This is a genomic window from Streptomyces sp. NPDC096132 (assembly GCF_044763345.1).
GTDB lineage: Bacteria > Actinomycetota > Actinomycetes > Streptomycetales > Streptomycetaceae > Streptomyces.
This window is the reverse complement of the sequence record NZ_JBIWGA010000065.1, coordinates 1-14,211: the sequence shown is the minus strand read 5'-3', so window position 1 is coordinate 14,211 and position 14,211 is coordinate 1. Positions and strand designations below refer to the sequence as shown.

The following is a 14,211-nucleotide window of genomic DNA, read 5'->3' as shown; positions in this document are numbered from 1 at the left end:
TCGGCGCCCCAGCAGCCACCCCGCGCCGTGCGGTGTGGGCGCGCAGCCGCCGGCCAGGACGAGCGCGGTACCGGCGACCGGCAGGAGGGCGTGGTAGCCGGGGAAGGGCGTCTGGTCGTCGTACCGGACCGCTGCCAGCGTGACGCAGGCCAGGCCGAGCCAGGTCAGCGGAGCCGCGAGGGCGGCGGGCAGCCGTTCCAGCCGGCCGGTGCCCAGAGCCAGGAGCGCACCGGCGCCCAGTTCCCAGGCCCGGGTGAGGGAGCCGAAGTACGCCCAGGGCGCCGAGGAGTTCGTCACGAGGACGCTCGCCGCGAACGATCCCAGGCACAGTGCACCGAGCGGCACCGCGACCAGTCGGCGCCGACCGCGGGCGACCCGCCAGGTGAGCAGCAGGAGCAGCGGCCACACCAGGTAGAACTGCTCCTCCACGGCGAGCGACCAGAAGTGCTGGAAAGGCGACGGCGGGCTGTCCTGGGCGAGATAGTCCGTACCGGCCGCCGCCAGCCGGAAGTTGACCGCGTACAGCGCGCTGGCGAGGGCGTCGCCCGCGTACTCGGCGAGCCGCGCCTTCGACAGGAACAGCCACGCCCCGCCCAGCGTGACGGCGATGGCCAGGGACGACGCGGGAAGCAGCCGCAGTGCCCGGCGGGCGTAGAAGGAACGGACCGACACCCGCCCGGTGGTGGTGAGTTCGCGCAGCAGCAGCGACGTGATGAGGAAGCCGGACATCACGAAGAAGACGTCGACACCGATGTAACCGCCGCTCACCTGGGACACGCCAGCGTGGGAGAGCACCACCAGTACGACGGCCACCGCGCGCAGCCCCTGGATGTCGAGCCGCAGGGCGTGGTCTTGGGGCAGTGCGGATCGGCCGCTCGCCGGTACGGTGCGGACCTCGGCGGACGTGATTCTCGGCATCAGGGGGTGACTCCTCGGGGCGACGGACCTGCTTCGGCCAGGAAGACCTGTCCGGCCGCCCCCCGGGGTTCCGCAGTTGCCGTCCCAACTCCGCCCAGCCGCGAAGGTTCAACCGCGCGAAACCATCGGTTCACCCCTCTTCAGCCCGGTGACAAGAAAACATGGAGAGGTGGAACCACCGGTAAACTGACGCCTGATGCCGAAAACCCGTCAGTCTTCGCCGACGCCCTCTGGGCAGGACGGGCCGGTTCTGCAAGGGGGCGCGTGGCTGCCGCACGGCTACCGGCTCGACCCTCACTCGCACAACCAAGGGCAGCTCGTGTACGCCGCCGCCGGCGCGCTGGCCACCACGACGGAACGCGGGACCTGGGTCGCCCCGGCCAGCCGTGTCACCTGGACACCTCCGCGCTTCGCCCACTCCCACCGCTTCTACGGCGAGACCGACGTGCGCCTCGTCACCGTTCCGCTCGATCTGTGCGAGGGGCTCGTGGATCAGCCCAGCGTCTTCGCGGTCAGTCCCCTGCTGCGGGAGGCGCTCCTGGCACTGACCGACAAGCCGGAGAGACGGCCCGGCGCGTACAGAAGGCTGCTCGCCGTGATCGTGGACGAACTCGCGGACGCCGCAGAGCAGTCTCTGCACCTGCCCGAACCCCGCGATGACCGGCTGTGCGCCGCCACCGCTCTCTTGCACGAGGATCCCGCCCGTCCGGCCACCCTGGCCGAGCTGGGCCGGACGGTAGGGGCGAGCGAGCGCACCCTGAGCCGCTTGTTCCACACGGAGCTGGGCATGAGTTTCCACCGCTGGCGCACCACCCTGCGTATTCACCACGCCCTGGCTCACCTCACCGACGGCATGTCCGTCACCGAGACCGCGGTGGCGTGCGGTTGGTCCAACCCCTCCAGCTTCATCGACGCCTTCACCGAAGTCGTCGGCCAGACGCCCGGCCGCTACCAGGCGGGCCTGCGCCACAGTCGGTAGCCGGGGCTCAGCACTACGGTGCGCCGGCCGTCCACCGCCGCAAGGCTGGCGGCTTTCCGGTATCGGCTGTCCTGGTACCGGTGGTTCGCAAGCCTCCGGCGGTTTCACAGTGGGAGCCGTACGCCGCACCACCCGGGCGGCGCCGTCGTTCACGCCTCCGGCGTCTTCGACCACCGCTTCGAGCACCGCTTCGAGCACGAAAGGCTCCCACACACATGACGGAATCACGCGACCACACGGCCGTTGCCATCGTCGGGGCCGGCGTCGCCGGCCTGACCCTCGGCAACTTCCTGCTGCGCAACGGCGTCGACTGCGTCGTGCTGGAGAAGCATCCCCGCACCTATGTCGAGCAGCGCCAGCGCGCGGGGACCATCGACACCTTCGGGGTGCGCATGTTCCGCGAGTGGGGTCTGGAAGAGGTGCTGGAGGGCGACCCCATTCCGCACAGCGAGGGCGGCTTCTACATCGACGGGCAGGCGATGCCGATCGACGTGGACGACGATGACAACGAGAGCCTCTTCTGTCCCCAGCAGGTCCTGGTGCGCAACCTCACCGACATCTTCCTTCGGGACGGCGGAGACCTCCGCTACGAAGCCGCGGACGTGTCGCTGGAGGACGTCACCGGTGAGCGTCCCGTCGTGCGTTACCAGGACGCCGACGGCACGGCCGAGGTCATCGACTGTGACTTCGTCGCCGGCTGCGACGGGTTCCACGGCGTGAGCCGGCGCACCATCCCCGCCTCCGCCCTGACCGAGTACTCCCACGAGTACGGATACTCCTGGCTCAGCGTCCTGGCCGCGGTCCCGACCAACCCGTCCGGCATGGCGATCCATGAACTGGGCCTGGCCGGCATGATCCCCCGCGGCCCGAAGGCGAGCCGGATCTACCTCCAGTGCGCAGTCGACGACACCCCCGAACAGTGGCCGGACGAACGGATCTGGAGCGAGCTGAAAGCCCGCTTCGGCTGCCCTGTGTCGAGTGGCGAGATCATCAGCAAGCAGGTCGTGCCGCTGCGCAGCGTGGTGTTCGACCCGATGAGCCACGGCCGGCTCTACCTCCTCGGAGATGCCGCCCACATCGTCCCGCCGATGAGCGCCAAGGGCATCCACCTCGCCCTCCACGACACCGAGGTCTTCGCCCGCGCCGTCATCCGTCAGCTCAAGGAGGGCGACCGCGGCCTTCTCGACAGCTACTCCGAGACCTGTTTGCCCCACATCTGGAACTACCAGGCGTTCGCGACCTGGATCACCGACACCATGCACAACGCCGGCTTCACCGGATACGAAGGAGAATTCCGCAAGCAGATCGCCCGCGCCGAGCTCCAGCGCCAGTTCACCTCGGACGCGGCGAACAAGCTCTTCAGCGAACTCACCGCCGGGATCAACTAGCTGTGGTGTCTGGGGACCTTGGTCACGCGAAGTCCTCGAAGGTGAGCTGCTGCGGGGTCTCCGCGAGCTGTTCGTGCGGCTGGTCGAAGACGATCCGGTAGTCGCTCCCGGCGGTCCGGCTGATGGGCGGTCGGCCGCCGAGCGCGGCGTGCGACCGCTGGTGGTTGTAGTAATTCACGAAATCGGCGAGTGCGACGCGGCGTTCACGCTCGGTCGTGTAGTCGCGGACGTAGGCCCACTCGCGGGAACGAAACGGCCCGGTGTCAGAAGGCGACCGCGGTGACGGGCTTCTCATCGTCGAGGGCCTCGGTGCAGGCGAGCCTGGGGGCGTCGAGCGCCGCCCGTCGGGTTGCGTCCGAGCTTCCAGACGTCGACGTCGACCCGGTCGTGCTCGTAGCGGATGGCCTCGCGCGACTGCTCGTGATGCGGTGCACGGTCGCCGGCACGAGGGTGACGCCGTGCAGCCGCTACAGGTCGACGGCGAGCCGGGCCACCCGTGCTTGGTCTGCCGCCGCAGCACCTCCACCGGGTCAGCGATGTCCTCGGGTGTGCGGGCGGGCTGGTGGAGGGGCTCGGGGAGTGGTCGAGGAGTCCGTTCTCGCCGTGCGCGCGCCAGCGGGCGTACCACTTGGCCAGGCAGCGGCGGGAGATCCCGGCTTCCGCGGCCACGTGCGCGATCGGACGTCCGGCGTCGATCCGCAGACACAAGCGGAGGCGTCCTTCAGGGGTCAGCGGGCGTTCCGGTGTCCCCTGCTGGTGGCGCTCCTGGACTCGGCGGCCGCGTTCATCGGGAGCCCTGGGATCTCAGGGCTCCCGCGTGAGCGGCTGTGCGTGGCGTCAGCGTGCGAACTTTTCGATGGCCGCCGGGGTGACGGGAGTGAAGAAGTTGACGAGGTTGCCGTCGGGGTCACGGAACAGCAGCGAGCGGTTGCCCCAGGGCATCGTGGTGGGCTCGTTGACGAAGTCGGTGACGAAGCCGGTCAGGTTCTGGTGAACGCGGTCCACGTCGTCGACGAGGAACTCGGTGATCACGCTGTGGTTGTCCGCCGGGCGGGCAGAGCCCGGGGCGAACAGCGGGACGGTGCGGGTGCCGGCGATCGCGAGGGTGGCGCCCGCGGTCCTGAGTTCGGCGAAGTCCTCGGTGGCCCACGTCGCCCGCACCCCTGTGGCTCGCTCGTAGAACTCGACGAGGCGCGCTACGTCGCTGGTGATGATGCGGATCGAGACGAAGTCCATGGGGATCTCCTTGGCTGTGCTGAAGGCGTGCACGTCGCAGGCTAGGAGAAATAGTGGACAGAATCGGTCCTGTATTCGCGTTAGGCTGCGAACATGCCTCGACCCACTGCCCGCGTGCTGACACTCCTGGAGCTGCTGCAGTCGGGCGGCACCCGGACGGTGGCCGAACTCGCCGACCGGCTCGGCGTCGAAGGGCGCACCGTGCGGCGGTATGTGGACCAGCTGATCGACCTGGATGTGCCGGTGGAATCGGTGCGCGGCCGCTACGGCGGGTACCGGCTCGCTCCCGGGTACCGCTTGCCTCCGCTCATGCTCAGCGACGACGAGGCGCTGGCCGTGCTGCTCGGCCTGGTCGCCGGCCGCCGAGCGGGGCTGACGACGACGGAGCGCACGGCGAGCGAGACGGCATCGGCGAAGATTCGGCGGGTGCTGCCCAAGCACATCGCCCGCCGGCTCGACACACTCCTGGAATCCCTCGCCTTCACGGAACAGCCCGGAGAGTTCGACACCCCGGACGCCGGGGTCCTGCTCGCCATCGCCGACGCGGTGCGCCACCGCCGACCGGTCTCGATCCGCTACACCGACCGCGACGAACGGCGCAGCGAACGCACGTTGCACGCGTACGGGATCGTCGCCCATGCGGGCCGGTGGTACGTCACGGGCATGGACGCCCAGATCGGCGAGGACCGAACCTTCCGGCTCGATCGCATCGCAGACGCGCGGACCCTGCCCGGCTCATTCGAAGCGCCCGCGGGGCCCGGTCCGGCACAGCGCGTGTTGTCAGCGTTCGCCACGGCCGAGTACCGGCATGAGGTGACCTTGCGGATCCACGGGACGGTTGAGCAAATCCGCGCCCACCTCCCCGCCGGCATCGCGAGCCTGGAGGAACAAGAGCCCGCGGCAGGCCAGGACCGGGCGACCGAGCGCTGGCTGCGCGTCGAGCTGCGGGCGGAGCGGCTCGACTGGTTGCCTCCGGTACTCGCCTCACTCGACCGGCCGTTCGTCATCGAGCGCCCCGATGAACTGCGCGACCTCGTCACCGCGCTCGCCGATCGCCTTGCGTCCTACGCTCGCCAAGCCTGACCGCGAGGAACCAATGTCATGAGATGGCACAACCAGGCACTGCCCGGCGGATCATGTGACCGTCAGGTTGTTGGTTCGTTGTTCCTGACATGGGGCGGGGTGATCCCATGAACACGGTGAACGTCACCGGCGCTGGTCGGCGGACGGCACGTGGGACCGGATCCTGTGGCCGTCCAGGCGGACGCCGATCTGGTCGGCCGGATCGACTGGAAACATGGTCGTCGTGGACTCGACGTCCTGCCGTGCCATCAGCACACGTCCGGCGCCCGCAAGAAGAGGCCACGCGTCCCGAAAAAAGGACGACGCCCCGAAACCATCGCCCCGACGAGGCACTTGAACGGTCCCGGGGCGGTCTGACCCGCAAGATCCACCTCGCCGGTGAGGGCGGACGCCGTCCCATGGCTCTCCTGGTCACACCAGGTCAGTTGGCCCGTACGTCCCCGTCTCCACCCCTCGCATGCTCGCGCGCCAGAACCGCTGGTCGTCCAGATCGCGGAACCGCGGGCTGAAGTTGTAGCCCAGCGTCTTGAACAGGCCGAACACCATGTCGGAGTAGGAGGCGTTGTCGGTGGCCACCATCTCGGGCTTCACCCCGCCGTCGAGGTTCAGCAGCGCGCCCAGGATGTGCGGCGAGTCGCGCGGCGTGCCGGGCACCACCATCGGCCCGATGCCCACGACCTGGTCGTTGACGGCGCTGAGCGCACGCCTCGGCCAGCGCGTGCCTGCAGCGCACGCGGGCGCATTCCGCAAAGAACACGCCGTCACGTTGTTCTGTGGTGGCACGTTCGGACGCTCACGTGTCCGTGATCGGGCGGGCGGCCCGTGTTCTGGAGGCAGTCGATCACGATCGTCTCCTCGCTCAGCGCGCGCCCGCAATCTCGGAGATGCGGCGCTGCCGTCTTGGGGGACATCCACGCAGTGCCCCGGCAGCACACGCAAATTCACGGTCCACGGCGACGGCAGCCCCGTCACTCCCTCGGTGGCCGCCCCGCCGTCACAGTAGGGAACGGGCGGTCACGATGCGCTGGATCTAATGGGGCCCTCGTCGATGGCATGTCAGGGGTGTTGGTGACCGTGTTCGTCCCGGTCCGTGACCCCGGTCAGCTGCTCCCGGCGCCAGGTGCCAGGTGCCATGGCGTGGGCGCGTTTGAAGGCTCGGCTGAACGCTTCCTCCGAGTCGTACCCGACCCGATGCGCCACGGCGGCGACCGAATGCCCCGTGGTGGCGAGCAGGTTCTCGGCCAGGTGCATCCGCCAGTCGGCCAGGTAGCGGATCGGTGAGCGGCCGAGTACCTGGCGGAAGCGCTCGTCCAGCGCGGATCGGGACACCGCGATCGTGTCGGCGAGTTGCTGAACGGTCCAGTGGTGGTCCGGCGCGGCGTGCATGCGTGCCAGCACCGGCGCGAGGACCGGGTCGGCGAGCGCGGCCAGCCACCCCGTGTCGATCGCCGGCGCGGTGGCCAGGTGCAGCCGGAGGGTTTCCAGCAGCACCAGCTCGGGCAACTTCGTCGCCGTCCGGTCGGTGCCCGGCGCCGGGGAACCGGCCGCCAGGGCGTAATCGATGCTGGACCTGATCCACGTCGCCGCCGGTCCCTCGGGCGGGCGCACCACGAAGAGGGGCGGCAGCGCCCGTAGGGCGGGGTTGAACAGCGGATGGCTGCTGTGCAGATAGCCGCACACGATGTCGGTACGTCGACCGCCCGCGCCATGTCGCAGCACCGGCAGGGTCCGCCAGGGAGGTGGGTCGAGCAGTTCGAGGATCGGCACCTCCTCCGCCGTCTCGGCCCCGCCCATCGCATGCTGCTCGCCGTAGGGCACCACGACGACGTCGCCCTCGCGGGCCCACAAGCGTTGCCCGCCTCGGGCCCGTGCCCAGCACGTCCCACCAGCGATGATATGGAAGACGATCAAACGACTCGCGCGCGGTCGCAGGATCCGGACCAGCTCGTCGGGCGCCGGTGACCGGTAGGCCCAGCCTTCCGTGAACTCGGCGCGGAAGAAGAGCGCTCCGTCCAGCCGCAGGCCCCGCAGAGCCGCGTCCAGCGCTGTCCACGCCGTCGCGGGCCGGGTCACCGTCCCTCCAGAGCCATCTCCGGGGCCACGGCCAGGAGCCCCGGTCGCGCGGTCATGGCTCTTCCTGCCGGCCGTCACGAGTATCAAGTGTGGCACCACAGAGGGTGCCAACCACCCGAAGGGAACGCACCATGGCGCTGTACCTCGACGTCCACACGATCAGCGGTGGCGTCACCACGGAAGACGCAGCAAGGGCTCACACGGCGGATCTGGAGACGCAGGACCGGTTCGGGGTCCGCTACCTGCGCTACTGGGTCAACGAACCGGAGGGAAAGGTCTTCTGCCTCATCGAGGCACCCTCGGCGGAGGCCGCCGGCGCCGTGCACCAGGAGGCGCACGGCCTGCTCGCCGATGACATTTTCCCCGTTCAGGAGGGCGACTGAGAAAGGCTGGCCGGAACAGCCGGGCGGCGACCGCCGCCCTCCTCCGGCCGACGGCTCGGTTACGCGCCGGATGGCAGGTGCCGTAGCCGGGACAGTGCAAGCCGGGCCGATGCAAGAGGTCGCGGGACCCGCCCACGACCCGTCCGACACCTGGAGTACGTCGCCCGGCTCCAGGCCGACGGCGAAGAAGCCCCCGGCCGCCGTCCTCTCCGCCCCCTCGCCCGTGGCACACCAGCCCGGCACCTGATGCGCGACGGGCGGCTCCCCCCATACGCCGACACCCGGGGCACGGCTACGCAAGGACGGTCTTCTCGCGTACGACGGTCCGGCAGAGGCCACCGGGAGCGGACCCCGGCGTTCATGAAGCCCTCCGCGCGGCGCTCTGCCGTTCGTGTGTGGCTGCGTCACCCGTATTCTGCCGCCCGCCCCGGTCCCGCCGGAGTTCCACGGTCGTCGTGACCCGGGTGAGGCCGGGGCTTCTGGGCACTGAGCCGAATCCGAAACGGACCGGTGGTTCGACGGGCGTCGGCCCGCCGAGGTCGGTGCCTGCGAGAGCTGCCGACACCTCGCGGATCGCCCGCAGGTCCCGCGCGCCGTACCACTCACGGCGCCCCACTCCAGTGCTGCCCCGCGTCCGCACTCCGGGCAGCAGGGCACGGGCGGGCCAGTCGCGAAGACGGTCTTCTGAGCGCGGCCGACTTCGAGCATCGCCTGGTAGACGGGGTGCGAGGACGTGCGGGTGAAGCGCCGCAGGATCGCCTCGGTGGAGGCGGTGCCGACCGCGGGTCATCGCGTCCGCCAGGCGCTCGTAGGTGTCCTCGTCCTCGCGGCCGGGCCGGTACAGCTTGACCTTGTTGATCTGCTTGATGCGCGGCAGCAGGTCGTAGCCCAGGAGCCGGGTCAGTCCGAACCCGATTTCCGACTGGCCGTGCGAATCGACGTAGTTACCCTCGGCCTGCATGGTGGTGGCGTGCCGCATCATGCCCTCGATCGCGGCGGCGACCTCCGAGGCGGTGCAGTTCAGAAGCTGGCTGTGAATGGCCATCGAACCCTTTTCGATGTGCCAGTACACGAGCACGCCGCGGCCCCCGTACCGGGAGTGCCACTCGGTGAGGATGTTGCGGTCTCAGGCTTTGAAGTGCGTGCAGTCGCTGGCCACGGTGGTGGTGCCCTGTCCCCAGACCGCTTCGGAGCGGGCCGCGAAGGCGGCATTCGCCATCTCGACGCCGGCGGCCTTCAGCCCGTCGGCGGTCAGCTAGCGGCGGGCCGTGTAGCGCAGCTCTTCCTCGGTGTGCTTGCGCTCGCCGGACGCGACGGAGCTGATCCCTGAGTTGGTGCCGTAGGCGTACGCGATCAGGAGCAGGCGTTCCAGGAGCGTCGCCTCGTCGATCGCCTCACGGCTGCCGACCGGGGCGAGGGCCTTGAGCATCCCGGTGCGCAGGGCGGCCTCTTTCAGGATGTCGATGAGGGCGACGGTGCCCCATTTCTTGCGGATCGCCTTCTTGAGCTTGCGCAGGTTCTTCGGCTCTTTCTGCGGCTCGGGCTCGGTGAACTTGATCGCGCCGTTGCGGTGCTTGCCGCTGATCGTGACCCACGGCAGCTTCGGCAGTTTGGTGTCCAGCGCGCCGAGCTCGGCGCGCATCTCGGCCTGGAGTTGGGCGGTGAACACCTTCGCCTCGCGCGGCTTGTTGAGCTTCTCGTAGTACTCCGCGCCTGACTTCGATGCCCAGCGGCCTTCCCCGTGGCACCCCTGCGCACGGCGGTCATGTCCAGGTCCGCCAGACCGGGGAACCGGCGACAGTCGAATGCGCGAGCTCATCAGTATGGGATCCCTGTGCAGTCGACGAGGGTGTCAAACGGCGCGCTGTCGGAACTTCGTGAGGACTGGGCGAGGCTCGTGGTGGCCCGGCAGCGAATCTGTCGGGCCACCTCCCGGTCAGTGAGTGTCGGTGCGCTTTTCGAGGCGAGTGCCGTGGCGAAGGGTGATCGACATCAGGTCGCTGGGGGCGTTCAGCTCCAGGCGGTGCCAGCGGCCGCGGGGGACGATCACTGCGGTGCCTGCCTGCAACTGCACCATGTCCTCGGCGCCACCAGGCGTGGTGGCACGGAAGTAGAGGCGGACGCCGCCAGTCAGGCAGCACACCGCCTCTTCGGCCTCCGGGTGCATCTCCCAGTGGTCGGCGTGGACGTCCGCGTCGGTCTCCACGTGGAAGGTCGCGATCTGCCAAGCGCCGGAGTCGCTGCTCGTCATCTGCCGTTCGGCGGCTCGGACATCGCCGTCGGGGCGGAACTGCAGCGCGGAGACGAACAGGTCGATGGGGGTCGTCGTCATGATGGCGTTCCTTCCAGTCGGTTCTTTGTGGGGGCGGCTGGTTGCGGGTCGGGCATGGCGGCCTGGCGCCGGGGCAACACCCCGATCGCCACGACTGCCGCGAGTACGAAGAGGCCGGCGGTGACGGCCAGGCCCAGGGCATAGCCGCCGTTGAGGGAGGCGGGGTCAGTGGCGGGGCCGGTACGGAGTGCGGCGATGGTGGCCAGGGCGGCCAGGCCGACGCAGCCGCCGAGTTGGCGGGAGCTGTTGAAAAGGCCGGAGGCCATGCCGGCCTCACGGGAGGCGACGCCGGTGGTCGCGGCGGCGGCGACCGGGGCCAGGACCAGTCCGACGCCGACGCCGGTGATGATGCAGGGACCGAGCACGTCGGTGAGGAAGCCGCCGCCGGGGCTGATGAAGGCCAGCCAGGCCAGGCCCACGGCGGCCAGCAGAGCGCCGGGCACCAGGGCAGCTCGGGGGGTGCGCGCCGTGGTGACGCGGGTCGCGATGATGGTGCCCGCGACCAGGCTCACGGAGAACGGCAGGAACGCGGCGCCGGTCGCTGCGGCACCCATGCCCAGGACCTGCTGCATGTACAGGGACACGAAGTAGAACGCCGTGAACTGCCCGGCCGCGGCCAAGAACACCAGCACGTTGGCGCCAGCCACCCAGCGACTGCGCAGCAGGCCGAGGCGCAGCAGCGGCGCGGGGGCCCTGGATTCGACGAAGGTAAAGGCGGCCAGGAGCGCGGCCGCAGCGGCGAGGGTCGCCACGGTGGCCAGGGATCCCCATCCTCGGGCGTCGGTGCGGACGACGCCGAACACCAGCAGCCCGACTCCGCCGGTCGCCAGGACAGCGCCGAGCACGTCCAGCCTCTCGCGCCGGTCGGGCTGTGCTCCGGCGGGCACGCCTGCCAGAACCAGCGCGAGAGCCGCCGCCACGATGGGCAGGTTGACCAGCATCACCCAGCGCCAACCCGCGTACTCGGTCAGCAGGCCACCTGCTAGTACCCCCAGCGCTCCCCCTGCGGCGTTCACCGCGCTCCACACCCCGAGCGCCCGGACACGCCGAGGGCCCTCAGGGAACGTGGTGGTGAGCATGCCCAGCGCGGCTGGGGCGGCCGCGGCAGCACCCATGCCCTGACCGGCGCGGGCAGTGATCAGTTGCCAGGGCGCCTGGGCCAGCCCGCCCACCAGCGAGCACAGCCCGAAGACGACCAGGCCGCCCACGAACAGCCGACGGTGACCGTACAGGTCACAAGCACGGCCCCCTAGTAACAGGAGTCCGCCGAAGGTGAGCGCGTAGACGTGTACGATCCACGACAGGTCGAGCGGCGCGAATCCCAGCGCGGTGCGGATTGCGGGCAGTGCGACATTGACCACCGACATGTCCAGGGCGAAGACGAACTGGGCGACGGCCGCCGCCGCCAGCACCGCCCCGGGTCGCCCCCCTAAGTTTTTATACATGTAAAGAAACTAGCCCCAGGGGATCGCCGTTGTCGACACCTGGGGAATGATGGGGGCATGCCGCAGCCGTCCGCACCGCGCAAATCCCCTGGCCGACCTCCCCGCATCTCCCGCGAGGAGGTCATCGGGACGGCCCGCCGGATCGTGACCGAGGAAGGAGTGGACCGGCTGACCATGCGGCGGCTGGCCATGGAAATCGGCAGCACGCCGATGGCGCTCTACCACCACGTCCACAACAAGGAAGAACTGCTCGTCCTGCTGCTGGACGACTACGCCGCGCGGGCGCTGCGCCGACCCGAACTGCCTGCCCACCCTCGCGAGCGGATCGTGGTTGCCGCCGCCGCGATCCACGAGGCGCTCGCCGCCTGTCCCTGGATCGTGGAAGTGCTGACCGCCGATGACCTGATGTCCACGTCAGCGCTGTGGTTCGTCGAGCAGATCGTCGACGGCCTGGTCGAATGCGGACTATCCCCCGAGCAAGCCGTGCACGGTTACCGCGCGATCTGGTACTACACCGCTGGAGAGATCGTGGTTCGGGCGACAGCGGCCCGGCGGCGCGCGGACGACGACCGAGGGACCTACCGGGAGCAAGTCTTCGGCAATCTCGACCCGGTTGAGCTGCCCCGGTTGGCACAGATCGCGGACCGCTGGGCACCACTGACCGGCGAGGACACTTACCTGGACGGGCTCCGGGCTCTGGTGGATGGCCTTCTCGCCATCCGCTGACGATTTTCCGTCGCCGATGATGTGCGCCTGGCCCTCGGCCGGACACTCCCCACTGGATCTCATGTGTCTTTGAGTGTCGGCAAACGACCGTCTGTCGACACTCATGCGTGTGATCACGAACCCGCAGGTGGGCATTGTCGACAACTCGCGTCGGAAATCAACGTCGGTGAACGGTCGGCGGAGTAGTTTCCGACAATGCTTCTTGGCTACTGCCGCACTTCGACGGCCGATCGGAACCCCGACCACCAGATCGACGCGCTTCTCCGCAACGGCGTTGACCGCGACAACATCCACGTCGACGTCGCCAGCGGCGCGAAAGCCTCCCGCCCCAAGCTCGATCTCGTCATGCAGTTGATGCGCGAGGGTGACACGTTGAAGGTCACCCGGCTCGACCGGCTCTCCCGCTCCGTGCTGCACCTGGTGACGCTCGGCGCCGAGCTGCGCGTGCGCGGGATCGGGCTGCACGTCATCGAGCAGGGCATTGACACCTCCACCATGGAAGGCCGGGCCATGTTCGGGATGCTCAGCGTGCTCGCGGAGCTCCAAAGAGAGCTGATCGTGGCGAACACGAACGACGGGCTCGCCTCCGCGCGGGCCCGCGGCCGGGTCGGCGGGCGTCGGCCAAAGCTCACGGCCGACCAGGCCGAGCTCGCCCAGCAGCTCTACGACGCCCGGGAGAAGACCGTCCAGCAGATCGCCGACATGTTCAACGTGCCCCGCCAGCCGAAGAAGACCGATGCGGCGAAGCCCTGAAAGCTACTGGCGGGTTACTTGTCACTTGGTTCGCCGCTCGTTAACGGCACCCCTGCACCGTCTCCAGTCCGAGTGGCCAGTGGACGAACGTCCGGCTCAGTCGGCCGGCCCGCAGAGTGGGCAGGCCCTCCCGCTGCTCTGCTCCGTACGCGACCACAGGCGGCGAGTCCCCTCTCGCGGGACACGGAAACGTCCGGGCGAGGGCTCGCAGCAGGCCCACGCACCGTGGTCAGGCCATGGCCGAGCCTCGCCGCACAAGTGCCGTCAACGCCAGGCCGGCCACTACGATCGCGGCCCGCAACGGCCACCGGTTCCGCTCCCCCGGTACCGCCGGGTTGTCGGCGCGGCCGAAGGTCAACGCACCCAGGACCGTGCGGGTGCTGCGGATGGGCGCGGTGGCCGCCGAGTGCATCACGGTGGCTTCGCTGTGACGGCGCTGCTCGACCGCGATGCCGGAAGCCGGTGTCCCCTGGTGGAGGCGACGCCCCGCAGAGCCGCGGGTCGATCGCCGGCTCCGCCATCGGCGGCATCGCCGAGACTCATGAGCTGCTGGACTTCTGCGCCGAGCACGGCTTCGGCGCCGAGATCGAAGTGATCGCCGCGACAGAGATCAACGAGGCGTACAAGCGGGCACTGAAACTGAATGTGTCTCACGAAGACGCGGTCGGTCAGCGACGGGCCCTTGGGGAGATTGTGCGTACGGTCTCCTGAAGTCCTCCAACTGCCTTCGCTGGACGGTCGGTCAGGCGGCACCGTCTGCCGTGCCGTCCGTGGCGGCGGGGAAGAGCCGCTGGACGGCTGCGACGACGGCGGCACGGCGGGCCGCCGCGGAGGGGTCGCGGACCTGGTCGGCGGCCGCGTCCACGAGGTCGAGCTGGCCGGCCCAGGCCGTGGC

Annotated in this window: 15 protein-coding genes and 5 pseudogenes; 10 read left to right on the top strand and 10 right to left on the bottom strand. The window is 69.7% G+C overall.

Annotated elements, in window-relative coordinates:
• Positions 1–918 (bottom strand): acyltransferase family protein (locus ACIRF9_RS51895; RefSeq protein ID WP_403837537.1); only part of this gene is annotated, 918 nt, incomplete at its 3' end.
• A 196-nt stretch (positions 919–1,114) separates the two neighbouring features.
• Between ACIRF9_RS51895 and ACIRF9_RS51890 the strand changes: the two genes are divergently transcribed.
• Positions 1,115–1,897, top strand: coding sequence for a helix-turn-helix domain-containing protein (locus tag ACIRF9_RS51890; RefSeq protein WP_403837536.1), 783 nt, complete (start codon positions 1,115–1,117; stop codon positions 1,895–1,897).
• A gap of 215 nt (positions 1,898–2,112) precedes the next feature.
• Complete coding sequence (locus ACIRF9_RS51885) at positions 2,113–3,285, top strand: 4-hydroxybenzoate 3-monooxygenase (RefSeq protein WP_403837534.1); 1,173 nt, start codon at positions 2,113–2,115, stop codon at positions 3,283–3,285.
• A gap of 22 nt (positions 3,286–3,307) precedes the next feature.
• Here ACIRF9_RS51885 and ACIRF9_RS51880 read toward each other — a convergent pair whose 3' ends face one another.
• From ACIRF9_RS51880 to ACIRF9_RS51870, 3 genes are all read right to left on the bottom strand, one after another.
• Positions 3,308–3,580 (bottom strand): integrase core domain-containing protein, encoded by a 273-nt coding sequence (locus tag ACIRF9_RS51880; RefSeq protein WP_403837532.1) that lies wholly within the window; start codon positions 3,578–3,580, stop codon positions 3,308–3,310.
• The gene (locus ACIRF9_RS51875) at positions 3,577–3,954 is read right to left on the bottom strand and encodes a helix-turn-helix domain-containing protein (RefSeq protein ID WP_403837530.1); all 378 of its coding nucleotides are present in this window, start codon (positions 3,952–3,954) and stop codon (positions 3,577–3,579) included. Before ACIRF9_RS51875 ends, ACIRF9_RS51880 begins: the two co-directional genes overlap by 4 nt.
• 168 nt (positions 3,955–4,122) lie before the next feature.
• Positions 4,123–4,521, bottom strand: coding sequence for a VOC family protein (locus tag ACIRF9_RS51870; RefSeq protein ID WP_403837528.1), 399 nt, complete (start codon positions 4,519–4,521; stop codon positions 4,123–4,125).
• A 93-nt stretch (positions 4,522–4,614) separates the two neighbouring features.
• Here ACIRF9_RS51870 and ACIRF9_RS51865 point away from each other — a divergent pair, with 93 nt between their 5' ends.
• Both ACIRF9_RS51865 and ACIRF9_RS51860 read left to right on the top strand, forming a co-directional pair.
• Positions 4,615–5,604 (top strand): helix-turn-helix transcriptional regulator, encoded by a 990-nt coding sequence (locus tag ACIRF9_RS51865; protein WP_403837526.1) that lies wholly within the window; start codon positions 4,615–4,617, stop codon positions 5,602–5,604.
• Positions 5,605–5,722: 118 nt separating this feature from the next.
• Positions 5,723–6,029, top strand: a pseudogene (locus tag ACIRF9_RS51860) (IS5/IS1182 family transposase); the annotation flags it as partial.
• On the opposite strand, the pseudogene ACIRF9_RS51855 reads toward ACIRF9_RS51860, so the two are convergent.
• A pseudogene (locus tag ACIRF9_RS51855) lies at positions 6,019–6,300 on the bottom strand (Tn3 family transposase); the annotation flags it as partial. The pseudogenes ACIRF9_RS51860 and ACIRF9_RS51855 sit on opposite strands and share 11 nt — an antisense overlap.
• Positions 6,301–6,660: 360 nt before the next feature.
• Entirely contained in the window at positions 6,661–7,677 is a 1,017-nt protein-coding gene (locus ACIRF9_RS51850; protein ID WP_403837525.1) for an AraC family transcriptional regulator, read from the bottom strand.
• A gap of 131 nt (positions 7,678–7,808) precedes the next feature.
• Between ACIRF9_RS51850 and ACIRF9_RS51845 the strand changes: the two genes are divergently transcribed.
• Together ACIRF9_RS51845 and ACIRF9_RS51840 are read left to right on the top strand one after the other, a co-directional pair.
• Entirely contained in the window at positions 7,809–8,060 is a 252-nt protein-coding gene (locus tag ACIRF9_RS51845; protein ID WP_403837523.1) for a DUF4242 domain-containing protein, read from the top strand.
• 109 nt (positions 8,061–8,169) lie between these two features.
• Positions 8,170–8,307, top strand: a complete 138-nt coding sequence (locus ACIRF9_RS51840) for a hypothetical protein (RefSeq protein ID WP_403837521.1) — start codon at positions 8,170–8,172, stop codon at positions 8,305–8,307.
• Between the two features lie 111 nt (positions 8,308–8,418).
• On the opposite strand, the pseudogene ACIRF9_RS51835 reads toward ACIRF9_RS51840, so the two are convergent.
• The 4 genes and pseudogenes from ACIRF9_RS51835 to ACIRF9_RS51820 all read right to left on the bottom strand — a co-directional run.
• Positions 8,419–8,736: pseudogene (locus tag ACIRF9_RS51835) on the bottom strand (hypothetical protein); the annotation flags it as partial.
• A 120-nt stretch (positions 8,737–8,856) separates the two neighbouring features.
• Positions 8,857–9,702 (bottom strand): annotated as a pseudogene (locus tag ACIRF9_RS51830) (Tn3 family transposase); the annotation flags it as partial.
• Between the two features lie 294 nt (positions 9,703–9,996).
• Positions 9,997–10,392 (bottom strand): cupin, encoded by a 396-nt coding sequence (locus ACIRF9_RS51825; RefSeq protein WP_403837519.1) that lies wholly within the window; start codon positions 10,390–10,392, stop codon positions 9,997–9,999.
• Entirely contained in the window at positions 10,389–11,837 is a 1,449-nt protein-coding gene (locus ACIRF9_RS51820) for an MFS transporter (RefSeq protein ID WP_403837517.1), read from the bottom strand. Before ACIRF9_RS51820 ends, ACIRF9_RS51825 begins: the two co-directional genes overlap by 4 nt.
• A 57-nt stretch (positions 11,838–11,894) precedes the next feature.
• Between ACIRF9_RS51820 and ACIRF9_RS51815 the strand changes: the two genes are divergently transcribed.
• The 4 genes and pseudogenes from ACIRF9_RS51815 to ACIRF9_RS51800 form a co-directional block, all read left to right on the top strand.
• A complete protein-coding gene (locus ACIRF9_RS51815) occupies positions 11,895–12,563 on the top strand; it encodes a TetR/AcrR family transcriptional regulator (RefSeq protein WP_403837515.1) in 669 nt (222 codons plus the stop codon).
• A 195-nt stretch (positions 12,564–12,758) separates the two neighbouring features.
• A complete protein-coding gene (locus ACIRF9_RS51810; RefSeq protein ID WP_403837514.1) occupies positions 12,759–13,316 on the top strand; it encodes a recombinase family protein in 558 nt (185 codons plus the stop codon).
• Between the two features lie 236 nt (positions 13,317–13,552).
• A complete protein-coding gene (locus ACIRF9_RS51805) occupies positions 13,553–13,747 on the top strand; it encodes a hypothetical protein (protein ID WP_403837512.1) in 195 nt (64 codons plus the stop codon).
• 70 nt (positions 13,748–13,817) lie between these two features.
• Positions 13,818–14,027, top strand: a pseudogene (locus ACIRF9_RS51800) (hypothetical protein); the annotation flags it as partial.
• Positions 14,028–14,211: the final 184 nt, after the last annotated feature.

Coding starts and splice junctions, on each gene's coding strand:
- ACIRF9_RS51890 (WP_403837536.1), top strand. CDS start 1,115: ATGCCGAAAACCCGTCAGTCTTCGCCGACGCCCTCTGGGCAGGACGGG.
- ACIRF9_RS51885 (WP_403837534.1), top strand. CDS start 2,113: ATGACGGAATCACGCGACCACACGGCCGTTGCCATCGTCGGGGCCGGC.
- ACIRF9_RS51880 (WP_403837532.1), bottom strand. CDS start 3,580: ATGAGAAGCCCGTCACCGCGGTCGCCTTCTGACACCGGGCCGTTTCGT.
- ACIRF9_RS51870 (WP_403837528.1), bottom strand. CDS start 4,521: ATGGACTTCGTCTCGATCCGCATCATCACCAGCGACGTAGCGCGCCTC.
- ACIRF9_RS51865 (WP_403837526.1), top strand. CDS start 4,615: ATGCCTCGACCCACTGCCCGCGTGCTGACACTCCTGGAGCTGCTGCAG.
- ACIRF9_RS51845 (WP_403837523.1), top strand. CDS start 7,809: ATGGCGCTGTACCTCGACGTCCACACGATCAGCGGTGGCGTCACCACG.
- ACIRF9_RS51840 (WP_403837521.1), top strand. CDS start 8,170: ATGCAAGAGGTCGCGGGACCCGCCCACGACCCGTCCGACACCTGGAGT.
- ACIRF9_RS51825 (WP_403837519.1), bottom strand. CDS start 10,392: ATGACGACGACCCCCATCGACCTGTTCGTCTCCGCGCTGCAGTTCCGC.
- ACIRF9_RS51820 (WP_403837517.1), bottom strand. CDS start 11,837: ATGTATAAAAACTTAGGGGGGCGACCCGGGGCGGTGCTGGCGGCGGCG.
- ACIRF9_RS51815 (WP_403837515.1), top strand. CDS start 11,895: ATGCCGCAGCCGTCCGCACCGCGCAAATCCCCTGGCCGACCTCCCCGC.
- ACIRF9_RS51810 (WP_403837514.1), top strand. CDS start 12,759: ATGCTTCTTGGCTACTGCCGCACTTCGACGGCCGATCGGAACCCCGAC.
- ACIRF9_RS51805 (WP_403837512.1), top strand. CDS start 13,553: ATGGCCGAGCCTCGCCGCACAAGTGCCGTCAACGCCAGGCCGGCCACT.